Source organism: Bradyrhizobium sp. MV1.5 (assembly GCF_055807615.1).
The window spans coordinates 188,303-201,828 of sequence record NZ_JBVVPL010000008.1 but is presented as its reverse complement, the minus strand read 5'-3'; the positions used below and the strand labels follow the sequence as shown (position 1 = coordinate 201,828).

13 protein-coding genes are annotated in these 13,526 nt (G+C 65.9%); 5 read left to right on the top strand and 8 right to left on the bottom strand.

Features of this window, described 5'->3' with window-relative positions; all coding sequences use genetic code 11:
- Nucleotides 1-184 precede the first annotated feature (184 nt).
- From AC0L2J_RS11045 to AC0L2J_RS11035, 3 genes are all read right to left on the bottom strand, one after another.
- Nucleotides 185-682, bottom strand: a complete 498-nt coding sequence (locus AC0L2J_RS11045; RefSeq protein ID WP_007614550.1) for a TPM domain-containing protein — start codon at nucleotides 680-682, stop codon at nucleotides 185-187.
- A gap of 3 nt (nucleotides 683-685) precedes the next feature.
- The gene (locus AC0L2J_RS11040) at nucleotides 686-1,579 is read right to left on the bottom strand and encodes a TPM domain-containing protein (RefSeq protein WP_007614553.1); all 894 of its coding nucleotides are present in this window, start codon (nucleotides 1,577-1,579) and stop codon (nucleotides 686-688) included.
- A 204-nt stretch (nucleotides 1,580-1,783) separates the two neighbouring features.
- Complete coding sequence (locus AC0L2J_RS11035) at nucleotides 1,784-2,392, bottom strand: LemA family protein (protein ID WP_473389391.1); 609 nt, start codon at nucleotides 2,390-2,392, stop codon at nucleotides 1,784-1,786.
- A gap of 183 nt (nucleotides 2,393-2,575) precedes the next feature.
- Between AC0L2J_RS11035 and AC0L2J_RS11030 the strand changes: the two genes are divergently transcribed.
- The 3 genes from AC0L2J_RS11030 to AC0L2J_RS11020 are packed head-to-tail and all read left to right on the top strand — an operon-like array spanning nucleotide 2,576 to nucleotide 5,796.
- Entirely contained in the window at nucleotides 2,576-3,430 is an 855-nt protein-coding gene (locus tag AC0L2J_RS11030) for an enoyl-CoA hydratase (protein WP_473389386.1), read from the top strand.
- Between the two features lie 5 nt (nucleotides 3,431-3,435).
- A complete protein-coding gene (locus AC0L2J_RS11025; RefSeq protein WP_473389382.1) occupies nucleotides 3,436-4,584 on the top strand; it encodes an acyl-CoA dehydrogenase family protein in 1,149 nt (382 codons plus the stop codon).
- 15 nt (nucleotides 4,585-4,599) lie between these two features.
- Entirely contained in the window at nucleotides 4,600-5,796 is a 1,197-nt protein-coding gene (locus AC0L2J_RS11020) for an acyl-CoA dehydrogenase family protein (protein WP_473389378.1), read from the top strand.
- A gap of 169 nt (nucleotides 5,797-5,965) precedes the next feature.
- Here the strand turns inward: AC0L2J_RS11020 and AC0L2J_RS11015 are convergent, their stop codons facing one another.
- The 3 genes from AC0L2J_RS11015 to AC0L2J_RS11005 all read right to left on the bottom strand — a co-directional run bounded on the left by AC0L2J_RS11015 (nucleotide 5,966) and on the right by AC0L2J_RS11005 (nucleotide 10,333).
- Nucleotides 5,966-8,284, bottom strand: a complete 2,319-nt coding sequence (locus AC0L2J_RS11015) for a xanthine dehydrogenase family protein molybdopterin-binding subunit (RefSeq protein ID WP_473389374.1) — start codon at nucleotides 8,282-8,284, stop codon at nucleotides 5,966-5,968.
- Between the two features lie 143 nt (nucleotides 8,285-8,427).
- Nucleotides 8,428-9,303, bottom strand: coding sequence for a dihydrodipicolinate synthase family protein (locus AC0L2J_RS11010; protein ID WP_473389371.1), 876 nt, complete (start codon nucleotides 9,301-9,303; stop codon nucleotides 8,428-8,430).
- Between the two features lie 64 nt (nucleotides 9,304-9,367).
- Nucleotides 9,368-10,333: a VOC family protein gene (locus tag AC0L2J_RS11005; RefSeq protein WP_473389367.1), complete on the bottom strand. Its 966-nt coding sequence runs from the start codon at nucleotides 10,331-10,333 to the stop codon at nucleotides 9,368-9,370.
- A 200-nt stretch (nucleotides 10,334-10,533) separates the two neighbouring features.
- Between AC0L2J_RS11005 and AC0L2J_RS11000 the strand changes: the two genes are divergently transcribed.
- Nucleotides 10,534-11,400, top strand: coding sequence for a S1C family serine protease (locus AC0L2J_RS11000; protein ID WP_473389364.1), 867 nt, complete (start codon nucleotides 10,534-10,536; stop codon nucleotides 11,398-11,400).
- Complete coding sequence (locus tag AC0L2J_RS10995) at nucleotides 11,397-11,768, top strand: response regulator transcription factor (RefSeq protein ID WP_007614569.1); 372 nt, start codon at nucleotides 11,397-11,399, stop codon at nucleotides 11,766-11,768. The genes AC0L2J_RS11000 and AC0L2J_RS10995 overlap by 4 nt, the downstream gene beginning before the upstream one ends.
- Here the strand turns inward: AC0L2J_RS10995 and AC0L2J_RS10990 are convergent.
- Nucleotides 11,765-12,838 carry a sensor histidine kinase gene (locus AC0L2J_RS10990; protein WP_063993837.1) on the bottom strand — a complete coding sequence of 358 codons (1,074 nt, stop codon included), beginning with the start codon at nucleotides 12,836-12,838 and terminating at the stop codon, nucleotides 11,765-11,767. The genes AC0L2J_RS10995 and AC0L2J_RS10990 overlap by 4 nt on opposite strands.
- Complete coding sequence (locus AC0L2J_RS10985) at nucleotides 12,825-13,517, bottom strand: response regulator transcription factor (RefSeq protein WP_007614572.1); 693 nt, start codon at nucleotides 13,515-13,517, stop codon at nucleotides 12,825-12,827. The genes AC0L2J_RS10990 and AC0L2J_RS10985 overlap by 14 nt, the downstream gene beginning before the upstream one ends.
- Nucleotides 13,518-13,526: the final 9 nt, after the last annotated feature.

Sequence of the window (13,526 nt, the reverse complement as noted above, 5' to 3'; positions counted from 1 at the left end):
CCCCCCCCAACCCCCATTCCTGAGATGTCTCGTGGGCTCGGAGATTTTTATAAGAGACAGATGCTTTGCATCGCGCCGGGAGCCTCGAAGGATGAACGGCCGAGATGCAGCCGGGCCGTCGCCCTTCGAGGCTCGCCGAAGAGGCGAGCACCTCAGGGTGACGGTGATAGATTATCGCGAGCTATCACATCACCACCGGTGCATCCGGCAGCTCGTTGGGATGCGGGCCGCTTGGCGGAAAGTGCTTTGCCAGCTGCCGGGACACCGCCTCGATCCCGCCGATCACGCCGCGCTCGAACTGCCCCGACCTGAACTCGACTTCCATGGCGCGGCAGATGCGTTCCCAACGCTCGCCACCGACCTTCGCATCGATACCGCGGTCGGCGATGATCTCGACATCGCGGTCGGCGAGCAGGAGATAGATCAGGACGCCGTTGTTGTGCGCGGTGTCCCAGATGCGCAGTTGCGAGAACACGTCGAGCGCGCGCTCGCGCGCCGGCTGGTTGCGAAACAGCGGGCCGCCGTCGAGCGCGCCTTCGACCACGAACCGTACCTGGCCGGAATGCATGGCTTCGCCGCGCCTGATCGCCTGCTCGATGCGGTCGAGCATGTCTTTTGGGAACACCTGCTTGGCACGCCAATGATGCTGAAGCAGATGCCGGGTGATGCGCTTGATGCTCATGACCTACCAGCTCCCCGAAGCACCGCCGCCGCCAAAGCTGCCGCCACCGCCACTGAAGCCGCCGCTCGACGACGACCCGCTGCTCCAGCCGCCGGATGACGAGCCGCTCGACCACGAGCGGCCGCGCGAGGACCCGGTGCCCGATCCCGCCCCGAACAGATCGGCGATAAACGTCAGGACAGCGCCGAGCACACCGACACCCAGTCCGATGACCGCAGAGCCGATCACGAACCAGGCGAGGACACCAACGATCGCCCCGGTTATGCCCGAACCGAACAGCCGCCCGAACATGGAACGCAGGATGCCGCCGATCACCAGCGGCCCGAACAGCAGGAAGAAAAAAAGCGGCTCGATGTCGTTCCAATCGCCGAAATTCACGCTGCGCGAGGGCGTCGGCAGCGGCTCGCCATCGATGACGCGGATCATGCGATCGACGCCCGCCGTGATGCCGCCGGCGAAATCGCCGCTCCGGAATTTCGGCGTGATGTCTTCGTCAATGATGCGCCGCGAGGTGACGTCGGTGAGCGCGCCCTCGAGGCCGTAACCGACCTCGATGCGCAAATGCCGGTCGTTCTTGGCGACCACCAGGATGGCGCCGTCGTCAACCTTCTTGCGCCCGATCTTCCAGGCCTCCGCAACGCGGATCGCGAATTGCTCGATCGTCTCCGGATCCGTCGTCGGCACGATCAGGACGGCGATCTGGCTGCCCTTGCGGGTCTCGAAGTCCTGCAGCTTTTGCGACAGCGCGGCGATGTCGCCGCTGGAAAGCGTGCCGGTCTGATCGACGACGCGGCCGGTGAGCTGGGGTATGGCGACATCAGCTGAGGCGGGAAGCGCAAAGGTGAGAAAGAATGAGAATGCGACGGCGACTATCGCTCGCCACACATGCGCTGTCATCGCCCGGCTCGCCGTCTTCGCTGACGCTTCGCCGGCCCAATATCGAGGAGTCCGGCGAAGCCCTTGGCGAAGCCGGGACCGGGCGATCCAGTATTCCAGAGACGCCAGCGGGATACGGTGAAGCCGCGGCGTACTGGATTCCCCGCTTTCGCGGAGAATGACAGTGGTGGGTGGGGCTGGGCGCATGCGCAAAATAGCGCGCACTTACTTCGACGGCGCAGGTGCCGGATTGAAATCGACCTTCGGTGCGGTCGAGATTTCCTTCTCGTTCCCGACCGTGAAGTTTGGCTTCTCCTTGTAGCCGAACATCATCGCGGTGACGTTGCTCGGGAACGAGCGGATGGTAACGTTATAGTCCTGCACCGCCTTGATGTAGCGGTTGCGCGCCACCGTGATGCGGTTCTCGGTGCCCTCGAGCTGCGACATCAGATCCTTGAACAGCGCATCCGATTTGAGCTGCGGGTAGTTTTCGGTGACCACCAGCAGCCGCGACAGCGCGCCGGAGAGCTCGCCCTGGGCAGCCTGGAATTTCTGGAATGCGGCGGGATCGTTCAGCACCTCGGGCGTCGCCTTGATCCTGCCGACCCTGGCGCGGGCATTGGTGACGCCGAGCAGCACGTCCTTCTCCTGCTGCGCAAAACCCTTCACCGAGTTGACGAGATTGGGCACGAGATCGGCGCGGCGCTGATACTGGTTGACGACCTCGGACCAGTTGGCCTTGATCTGCTCGTCCTCGCTCTGGATCGCGTTATAGCCGCAATTGGTGAGGCTCAACGAGGCCAGCGCCGCCAGCACGGTCAGGATCTTGCGCATCAAATTTCTCCCGGTGGAATCGGGCGCAAGCTACCAGATTGCATGCACGAGATGCCAGACATCTTGCGTCCCGGCCGAGGCCGCGAAAAGCAGCCAATGTACGCAAGCCTCTTGCTTAATCCCGGCTGTAATAGTCAACTTGAGCGAACAATAATACCGGGTCGGGAACGCCAGGGGAACGCGATGAGTTCGTTCGAGACCATCCTCGTGGAGAGGCCGGAGCCGGCGATTGCCCGGATCGTGATGAACCGGCCCGACGCGCGCAACGCGCAGAACCTGCAAATGACCTACGATCTCAACGCCGCCTTCGATGAGGCGGTGCAGGACGATGCGGTCAAGGTGATCATTCTCGCCGGCAACGGCCCGCACTTCTCTTCGGGCCATGACCTGCGGCCCGGCAGCAAGAATGAAGCGGGCGTGGATTTTCCGCCGATCGGAAATTGGGGCGGCTTCGCTGAATCAAATGCTCATGGCCGCTTCGCGCGCGAGCAGGAGATCTATCTCCAGATCACACGGCGCTGGCGCAACCTCGCCAAGCCGACCATCGCCGAGGTGCACGGCAAGTGCATCGCCGGCGGCCTGATGCTGGCCTGGGCCTGCGATCTCATCGTCGCCAGCGACGATGCGCAGTTCTGCGATCCCGTGGTCACCATGGGCGTCTGCGGCGTCGAATGGTTCGTGCACCCATGGGAGCTTGGCCCTCGCAAGGCCAAGGAGTTTCTGTTCACCGCCGACGCATGGAGCGCGCAAGAGGCGCACCAGCTCGGCATGGTCAACCGGGTCGTGCCGCGCGCAGAGCTGTCAGCCGCCGTGCTGGCGCTGGCGCGCCGGATCGCGTCAAAGCCGTCCTTTGCGCTGAAGCTGACCAAGGAAGCGGTGAACCGCTCGATTGACGTGATGGGCCAGCCGGCCGCAATCGATCAGGCCTTTGCGCTGCATCAGCTCTGTCACGCCCATAATCTTCAGGAATTCGGCATGGTCGTCGATCCATCCGGCCTGCATCCCTCCGTGCGCAAGCCGCCGGCGGCCGCGGAGTAGACAGGATGGATCTCAATCTCACCGACGAGCAACGCCTGCTGCGCGAAAGCGCGGAGCGCTTCGTGGCCGAAAGCTACGATGCCGATCACCGCCGCAAGATGGCAAACGATCCCCTCGGCTTCAGCCCCGCGGTGTGGACGCAATTCGCCGAGCTCGGCTGGCTGGCATTGCCGATCGCGGAGGAGTTTGGCGGGCTCGGCGGCAGCGCGGTCGAGATCGGCATTTTGATGGAAGCCTTCGGCCGCGGGCTGGTGTCGGAGCCGTATATCGCAACAATCGTGCTTGGCGCTGCGTTGATCGAGCGATGCGGCAGCACGGCGCAGAAGCAGGCAATCCTGCCGAAGATCGCGGACGGATCGATGAAGCTCGCGCTCGCGCATTCCGAGCGCGCGGCGCGGTTCGATCTTGCCAAGGTTGCAACCATCGCCCACAAGACGGCGCAAGGCTGGCGCCTCGCCGGCAGCAAGATTGCCGTGCTCGACGGTCATGCCGCCGACGAGATCATCGTCTCCGCGCATATCCATGATCATCAGGGGCCCTCGGCGCGGATCGGCCTGTTTCTGGTCGCGGCGACGACGCCGAATGTTGCGATCTCCGACTACGAGCGCCTCGGCGGCGGGCGGGCCTGCAACGTCGTGCTGTCGGACGTGCAACTGCCGGAGGATGCCTTGCTCGGCAACGGGCATGACGCGCTGCCGGCCATCGAATGGGCTGTTGACCGCGCCATGGCTGCGCTTGGCGCCGAGGCCGTCGGCATCATGCAGGTGCTGCTGGACACCACGCTGGAGTACACAAAAATTCGAAAGCAATTCGGCCGGCCGCTCTCGGCCAACCAGGTGATCCGCCACCGCCTCGCCGACATGGCGGTGCAGGTCGACGAAGCGCGCTCGATGGCGCTGCGCGCCGCGCTGAAGGTCGACGCCGATCCGGTCGAGCGCGCGCGGGCGGCGTCGGGCGCGAAGGCGAAGATCGGCAGGTCCGCACGTTTCGTCGGCGAGCAGTCGATCCAGCTTCACGGCGGCATGGGCGTCACCGAGGAGCTCGAGGTCGGCGCTTATTTCAAGCGGCTGGTCGCCTTCGACACGCTGTTCGGCGGCAGCGCGCACCATTATGGCCGCCACGCCCTGCTTGGCCGCACCATCGTGCCGGCCTGATACTGGGAGAGCCTCATGGACCTGTCGTTCAATGCCGAGGAGCGCGCCTTCCAAGACGAGGTGCGCGGCTTCATTGCCAAAAATCTCACCGAGGAGATGAAGCGCGCGACCGCGCTGACGCCGTCGGTGTTCTCCGACCCCGATATCGGCATGGCCTGGCAGCGCACGCTGCACAAGCAAGGCTGGGGCGCGCCGGGCTGGCCGGTCGAGCATGGCGGACCGGATTGGACGCCGGCGCAGCGCTGGATTTTCGAGACCGAGAGCGCGCGTGCCGGGGTGCCCAATGTCAATGTGATGGGCGTGAAGATGGTCGGCCCCGTCATCATCGGCTTCGGCTCGGCAGAGCAGAAGAACTTCTACCTGCCGCGCATTCTGTCCGGCGAGGACTATTGGTGCCAGGGCTATTCCGAGCCGGGCTCCGGCTCCGATCTCTCCTCGCTGAAGACGCGCGCGGTGCGCGACGGCGACGACTACGTCATCAACGGCACCAAGATCTGGACCACGCATGCCCACCACGCCAACCGCATGTTCGCGCTGGTGCGCACCAGCGACGGCCCGCGGCAGCAGGACGGCATCAGCTTCATCCTGATCGACATGAAGACGCCGGGCATCACGACGCGCCCGATCCTCACCATCGGCGGCGACCACGAGGTCAACCAGGTGTTCTTCGACGACGTGCGCGTTCCCGTGGCGAACCGCGTCGGCGAGGAAGGCAAGGGCTGGACCTACGGCAAGTACCTGCTCGAGTTCGAGCGCGGCTCCGGCATCGCCTCGGCAAAATTGCGCGAAGGGCTGAAGGCGATCGCGGATCTCGCCGAGTCCGACCTGACGGGCCGCGCAATCGACAGTCCTGAGATCGCGACGCGCATCTCCGAGGTCGAAATCGACATCGACGCACTGGAGATGACGGAGCTGCGCGTGCTGTCGGCGCTGCAGACCGGACAGAATCCCGGCGCGGTGTCGTCGATCCTGAAGCTGCGCAACAGCGAGATCCGCCAGGCCGTGACCCGGCTCGGCGCCGACGTGATCGGCCATGACGCCCTCACGATCGAGCCGATGCGCCCGCTCTACAGGCTCAACCACGAGCCGGCGATGCCGGAGGAGATGCTAACCGTGGTGCCGGAATATCTCAACGGCCGCGCCTATACGATCTTCGGCGGCACCTCGGAGATCCAGCGCGACATTATTGCGAAGATGATGCTGGGGATTTAGCACTTGTAGCCCGGATGGAGCGCAGCGCAATCCGGGACAACAATCGCGAGCGGCCCCCGGGGGGTGTGGGTGGGGAGCGCGCGGGGCGCCCCCCCCCCCCCCCCCTCAAAAACCTCCCCCCCGGCGCCCTTTTTTGCGCCCCCCCACCCGGGCCCCCCACGCCGAGCAACTACCCCACCTTCGCGTCCCGGATCGCCTGCCAGATCTTCTGCGGCGTCAGGGGCGTGTTGAGCTGGGTGATGCCGAGTTCGGCGAGCGCATCCATCACGCCGTTGGTGACGCAAGGCGGGCCGCCGATGGCGCCGGATTCGCCGCAGCCCTTGGCGCCGAGCGGATTGGTGCGGCAGGGCGCGGAATCATCCAGCGTCACCACAATGGGCGGAACGTCGTCGGCGCGCGGGATGCAATAGTCCTGGTAGCTCGCGGTGAGCAACTGACCGTCGGCATCATAGGACACGGCTTCATACAGCGCCTGGCCGATACCCTGCGCCACGCCGCCATGGATCTGCCCCGTCACCAGCATCGGATTCACGGCGACACCGACGTCGTCGACGGTGGTGTAGCGCACGACCTTGGAGACGCCGGTCTCGGGGTCGATCTCGACCTCGCAGATATGCGTGCCGTTGGGCCAGCTCGGACCATCGACCTCGCCCTCGGAATCGACGCTGAGTTTTGCGCCGCTCTCCTTCTCTGCAATATCGAACAGGCTGATGCGGCGGTCGGTGCCGACCACGGTGAGCATGCCGCCCTGATATTCGATGTCCTCGATCGAGGTCTCCAGCACGTTCGCCGCCTTCTCGCGCGCCTTCTGGATCAGATCGTTGGAGGAGACCGCGACCGCCGTGCCGCCGACGAACAGCGAACGCGAGCCGACGCTGCCAAAGCCCGTCGCCAGATCGGTGTCGCCCTGGACCACGTCGATCTTGTCCATGGCAATGCCGAGCGTGTCGGAGATCATCTGGGTGTAGGTGGTCTGCAACCCCTGCCCCATCGCCATGGTGCCGGAATGCAGGATGACGCGGCCTTCCGACGTCGCGTGCAGGCTGACCTTTTCGGTGTGGGCGCGGCCACCCGTCCATTCGATATAGGAGGTAAGACCGCGGCCGTAGAGCAGGCCCTTCTTCTTCGCCGCCTTCTTGCGCGCGGCAAAGCCGTCCCAATCCGCAAGCTTCACGGCGCGATCGAGCATGTGCGCGAAGGCGCCGGAATCGTAAACCTGCCCCGCAGCATTGGTGTAGGGCAGTTGCGCCGGCTTGATGTAGTTGGCTTTTCGGATCGCGCGGGGGTCCATGCCGATTTTTCGCGCGGCCGCGTCGAACAGACGCTCGACGATGAACACCGCCTCCGGGCGGCCCGCGCCGCGATAGGCACCGACGGGTGCGGTGTGGGTCATCACCGACTTCACCTCGAAATGCACCAGCGGCAAATCGTAGACGCCGGTCTGCACGAACGGCCCCAGCACCAGCGGAATGATGTTGGCCGCGCCCGAGGAATACGCGCCGGTACAGCCGATCGAGCTGACGCGATAGGCCAGCACCTTGCCCTTGTCGTCGAGCGCGAAAGAGGCGGTCGAGGTGAGATCGCGGCCGTGCGTGCCGCCGACGAATTCGTCGGTGCGGTCCCCGCGCCAGCGGATTTTCCTGTTCAGCTTGGTTGCGGCATAGGCGACGATGCCGTCCTCGGGATAGAGGTTGGTCTTCTGGCCAAAGCCGCCGCCGATATCGCCGACCAGCACGCGAATGCTGTCCTTCGGACGCTTCAGCACGGCCTCGGCCAGCACGTCGCGGGTCGAGGCGGGCGTCTGCGACTGCACATGGAGGAGAAGACGGCCGGTCTTGTCGATCTCGGCAATGGTCGAGCGCGGCTCCATGGCCGAGGGCACCAGGCGTTGGCTGACGAGATCGAGCTCGACGGTATGCGCCGCCTTGGCAAAAGCCTCGTCCACCTTGGCGGCATCGCCGTAAGCCATCGCGCCGACGATGTTGTCGGGCGCCTCCGGCCACACCAATGGCGCGCCGGGCTTGACCGCCTCGACCGGATCGACCACCGCCGGCTGCACGTCATATTCGACCACGATCGCTTCGGCCGCGCTCTGCGCGTCGGCACGCGAGGAGGCCACCACTGCGGCCACAGCCTCGCCGGCATAGCGCACGATCTCGTGCGCCAGCAGGCGACGTGGCGGCACCGTCATCGGCTTGCCGTCGGGGCGCTTGAAGATGCTCAAGGTCGGGATGATTCCGATGTCGTCCTTGACGAGGTCGGCGCCGGTGTAGACCGCGGTCACGCCGGGCATTGCAGTGGCGGCGCCAGTGTCGATCGAGACGATCTTCGCGTGGGCATGGGGCGAGCGCAGCAGGTACAACCACAGCGCGCCATCTTCCGGCTTGTCGTCAATGAACTGCCCCTTCCCGGTGAGCAGTCGCTGGTCTTCCAAACGCTTGACGGGCTGCCCCGCTCCGAAACGCAAATTGCCGGGAAGAATGTTCATTCCGTGGGGTCCCTTAATGTCTCAAAAGCGGCTGCCTTTTAGCGGATCGAGGCATGCGAGGCCAGCCGCGGTTTTGGGCGGTCTATCCACGATTTCGTCATGCCGGGCATAGGCGAGCGGAAGCGAAGCCGTCCTATGGACGCCTAGCCAAGCTCCCGCAGGGCCGCTTCCACGATCTTGCGCGCATCGGCCGTGAGAGCGGCCTGCGGCAGGACGGGATCGCCGACGTCGTAGCCCTGGATAGCCAGCCCGGCCTTGATGCAGGCCGCCAGGTTGAAGCGGGCAAAAGCCTCGTTGATGCGCCACAGCCTGCGCTGGAGCGCCATCGCCTCATCCCAGCGGCCGGCCTTGCAGAGGTCGTAGAGCGCGACGCTCTGGCGCGGAATGATGCAGGCCGGACCCGCCATCCAGCCGAGCCCGCCGATCAGCATCACGGCGGCCGGGATGTGGGCGGAGGCCGAGAACACCCGCAAGGCATCGCCGCAGCGGTTCATGATCGAGAGCAGCCGGCCGGTGTTGGTCGAGGCGTCCTTGATGTAGCCGATGCGCGGATGTTCGGCGAGGCGCGCGATGACGTCGAGGGTGAGATCCGAGCGCTGGAATTGCGGATTGGTGTAGACGACGACGGGGATGTCCACGGCATCCGCGATGGCGTGGAAATAGGATTCGATTTGGGCATCGGCGAGCGGGAAATACGCTTCCAGGATCGCCAGAATGCCGTTGGCGCCGAGCTTCTGATACGCTTTCGCCTGCGCCACCGCGTCAGCCGTCGAGGTGGAGGCGACACCCGCGACAACAGGCACACGTCCCCTTGCCGCCTCGATCGTGGTCTGCACGACCGCGGTGCGTTGGGCGGCATTGAGATAGGCGAACTCGCCGGTCGAGCCGAGCGGGGTCAGACCGTGGACGCCGGCACCGACCAGATCGTCGCAGAGCTTTGCGAGCACGTTCGTGCGCACCGCGCCATCGGCAGCGACGGGCGAGACGAGATAAGGGAAGACGCCGCGAAAATCGGACATGTCAGGTGTGAATCCCGGAAACTGGCCAGCGCCTGACCGGTCATACCAACGCTGGCGCCGGCGATCAAACCCTGATCAGCCGCACCCGCGTGCCCCAGGGATCGATCGCCTCGACGCCATTGGCCAGCGCCGTGACTTTCGCGCCGCCCTTGCGCAGGCGCTCGTCCTGCGCGGCAAGCAGGTCCGGCTTCTCCGTCACCAGCGAGAACCAGGCGAGCCCTGTTGCCTGATCGTCGCGCTGGCCGGCGCCCTGGCTCTGCCAGACGTTCATGCCGAGGTGATGGTGGTAGCGGCCCGACGACAGGAACGCGGCACCGTTGCGGCTGCGGGTCGGGTCCAGGCCGATGGCACCGTGATAGAAGCGCTCAGCCTGCGCGAGGTCGCCGACGCGCAGATGCATGTGGCCGATGCGCATTCCGTCCGGCGCCCTCGCATAGTCGGCCACGCGCGCATTGGTCAGCGACAGCAGGTCGGGAATGTTGAGCTCGTCGGCCGCCATCTTCACACTGCCCTCGCTCCACTGCCATTGCGAGGGATCGCGATCGGCATAGACCTCGATGCCGTTGCCCTCGGGGTCGTCGAGATAGACGGACTCGCTGACGAGATGATCGGCAAAGCCCGACAGCGGCACACGATGCGAGGCCGCTGCTACCAGCCAGCGCGCCAAGTCCTTACGGGTCGGCATCAGGAAGGCGGTGTGGTAAAGGCCCGCGGCGTTGCGTGGTTCGATCTCGGCATCAGGACGGGCCTCCAGCACCAGCAGCGCGATGCCGGCCGTGCCAAGCTTGGCGGCGCTCGCCGAGCGCTCCATCACGGTGAGCCCGATGACGTCGCGGTAGTAGTTCGCAACCTTGTCGAGATTTTTCACGCGCAACGTCACCATGCCGACCCGCATCGGCGTACGGCTGGCATAGGTCGGCCCACCGCCCTGTGGTGCGCCCTCGGCGCGCGCAGCGCCCGCAGCCGCCATTGCGAGCGAGCTGGCGCCGGCGAGTTGAAGCAGGGTGCGGCGGGTAAGGTCGATGGTCATCAATCAGGGCTCGCAAAAAGGCTCGAGGCCGTACGGCACAAAGTCGAGCCGATTGCTACACGTTCCCGTGAGCGGCTCCAATCACATGTTCGTCGGCCGTGGTCTTACGGACCAGCTTCCCTGCCTATTTCCTGGCCATGCGGCCAGTTACGCGATCGCCCGCGACATCCCAGATTGAGGACAGCTTACAGGAGCCTCCCATGACCGAACCCACTCCCCTGTCCTCACTGTCGTCCGCGCTCGCAGACGTCGTGGCGCGCACTGCGCCGTCCGTCCTCGCCGTGCATTCGCATCGCTCCCGCGCCACCGGCTTCGTCTGGAAACCCGGCCTGATCGTCACCGCCGACGAGGCGCTGGCTGACGAGGGGGACGTCGCGATCGGCCTCCCCGACGGCAGCCAGGTGGCTGCCACGATCGCGGGCCGTGACCACACCACCGATATCGCGCTGCTGCGCGCCGATACGGCGATTGCTCCGGTCAAGCTGGCCACAACGGTGCCGCCCCTCGGCGCGTTGTCGGTCGTCGTCGCCACCAACCGCGATGCGTCGAGCGCCGCGCTCGGCATGGTGTCGCTGTCCGGCAAGAGCTGGCGCTCCTTGCGCGGCGGCGACATCGACGCGCGAATCGAGCTCGACGTCCGCTTGCGCTCCAGCCAGCAGGGCGGCCTCGCGCTCGATGCATCGGGCGAAGCCTTCGGCATGGCCGTGCTCGGCCCGAGGCGTGTGCTGGTGATCCCGACGGCGACGATCGAGCGGGTCGCGGCCCAGTTAGAGGCCCGCGGCCACATCGCACGCGGATATCTTGGCCTCGGGCTGCAGCCGGTCCGGCTCGACGACGGCGTCGGCGCGATGGTGATGAATGTCGACAAGGCCGGCCCTTCGGCCGCGGCCGGCATCCGCCAGGGCGACGTCATCGTCGCGGTCAACGACCAGAAACTGTCCGGCGTGCGCGCGCTGTCGCGGACGCTGGGTCCGGCGAGTGTCGGCACGGTGGTCGATGTCGCGGCGCGCCGCGGCGGAGAGCCCGTCAGCTTCAAGGTCACGATCGGCGAGAGGCCGGCGGCGTGAGCGAGGATATCGCGCCCGAGATCGTTCTGGCCCTGGAGATCGACGATCCCGCCCTCGCCGATCGCCTGGCGGCTCTGCTCGGCAATATCGCCGGGCTTCGCCTCGCCGAACCCGGCGAGAAGGCCGCCGCGACGATCGTCACTCGCGATCCGCGCATCATGCCTGAGGACATCGCGCTGACACAGCGCGAGCTCGATGTACTGGCGTTGATGGCGGAGGGTGGCTCCAACAAGATGATCGCGCGTCAGCTCGGCATTTCCGTCCACACCGTGAAATTCCATGTCGGCTCGCTGCTCGACAAGCTCGACGCCACCGGCCGCACCGACGCGGTGGCACATGCGGCCCGCCGCGGCGTGATCGAACTCTAGAGCGGGAGCAGCGGGAAGCTGAGCTGAACCGTCAGGCCCGGCGCGTTGTCGTGCAGGGCAATCTCGGCGCCATGGAGGCCGGCGACCGCGGCGACCAGGCTTAAGCCAAGGCCGTTACCCGGCGTGTAGCGGCTCTGTTCGAGCCGGTAGAAACGCTTGAACACGTGATCGCGCTGATCCGCCGGAATGCCCGGTCCATCGTCGGCGACCGCGATCGTCGCGCCACGGTCGGTGCTGCGGCAGGTGACGGTCACCTGCCCGCCTTTGCAGCCGTGCTTGATCGCGTTGTCGACGAGATTGGCGATGGCGTCGAACAGCAGGTCGCGATCGCCCGTGATCGCCACCTCGCGGTCGCCGCCCAGGCTGAGCCGCGTCGCGACCTGTTCGGCGGCGGCATCGTAGAGCTCGACGACCTCGCCGGCGATTTCGGCGAGATTGAGCTTGCGAAACGCGCTGCGGCGGGCGCGGGTCTCGATCTCCGAGATGCGGGTAATGGAGGCAAACATGCCGAGCACGGCGTCGAGATCGGCGATGGTGTCGCCGATCAGCGCCGCATCGGCCTCCCCGTTGCGATGGGCGTGATAGGCCTTTTCCAGCCGGCCCCGCATGCGCGTCAGCGGCGTGCGCAGATCATGGGCGACGTTGTCGCTGACCTGCTTGACCTCGCCCATCAGCGTCTCGATGCGGTCGAGCATCTGGTTGAGGTTTTCGGCGACGCGATCCCACTCGTCGTGGCTGCCGCGCAAGGGAATGCGCTGGTCGAGGCCCGACATCATGATGGCGCGGCTGGTGGCGTTGATCTCCTCGATTCGTCCGACCGTGCGGCGCGTCACCAGCACCGCGGCGAGCCCGGCGAGCACCAGCATCAGCACGGCTACCGCAGCCATTGCGAGCTCGATCATCGCGGTGAAGCCGCCGTGATCGCCGGCATCGCCGACCCGGCTCCGCACATAGGCGATCGTACCGAAATAGACATACGCCATGATTGCCGCGACGATCAGCCCAAACGCTGCGATCGCGATCAGCGCAAGGCGGAAGGTCGAGGAGCGGAGCGTTTTAGCCAGGAGCACGGAGACAATATCCGATGCCGCGGATGGTGTGGATCAGCGGATAGGCCTGGGCACCATCGACCTTGCGACGGACGCGCCCGACATAGACGTCGATGATGTTGGTGGAGGGATCGAAGTGCAAATCCCAGACATGCTGGAGCAGCATCGCACGCGAGACGACGCGGCCCTCGTTGCGGACCAGATATTCGAGCAGCTGGAATTCCCGCGGCAACAGCGGAATCTTCCGGCCGCGGCGGCTCGCGCTGCGTGCGATCAGGTCGATGGCGAGATCTCCGATCCGCAGGATCGTCTCCTTGGCGACGGTGTCACTGCGCCGGCCGAGTGCCTCCAGCCGCGCCAGCAACTCGGTGAAAGAGAACGGCTTGACGAGGTAATCGTCGCCGCCGGCGCGCAAGCCGCGCACGCGGTCGTCGACTTCGCCAAGTGCGGAGATGATCAGGAACGGTGCGGCGATGCCGTCGTCACGCAACTGGCGCATCACGCTGATGCCGTCGATGTCGGGCAGCATGCGGTCGATGGTGATGACGGCATAGTCGCGCGCGGCGCCGCGGCTGAGGGCTTCGCGCCCCGTGGCGGCGAGATCGACATCGTAGCCGGAGGTCGTCAGCTCCTCGACGAGCTGGCCTGCGGTTTCCGCATCGTCCTCGACGACCAGAATGCGGCGGTGAGCTCCGGTCATGACAAACTC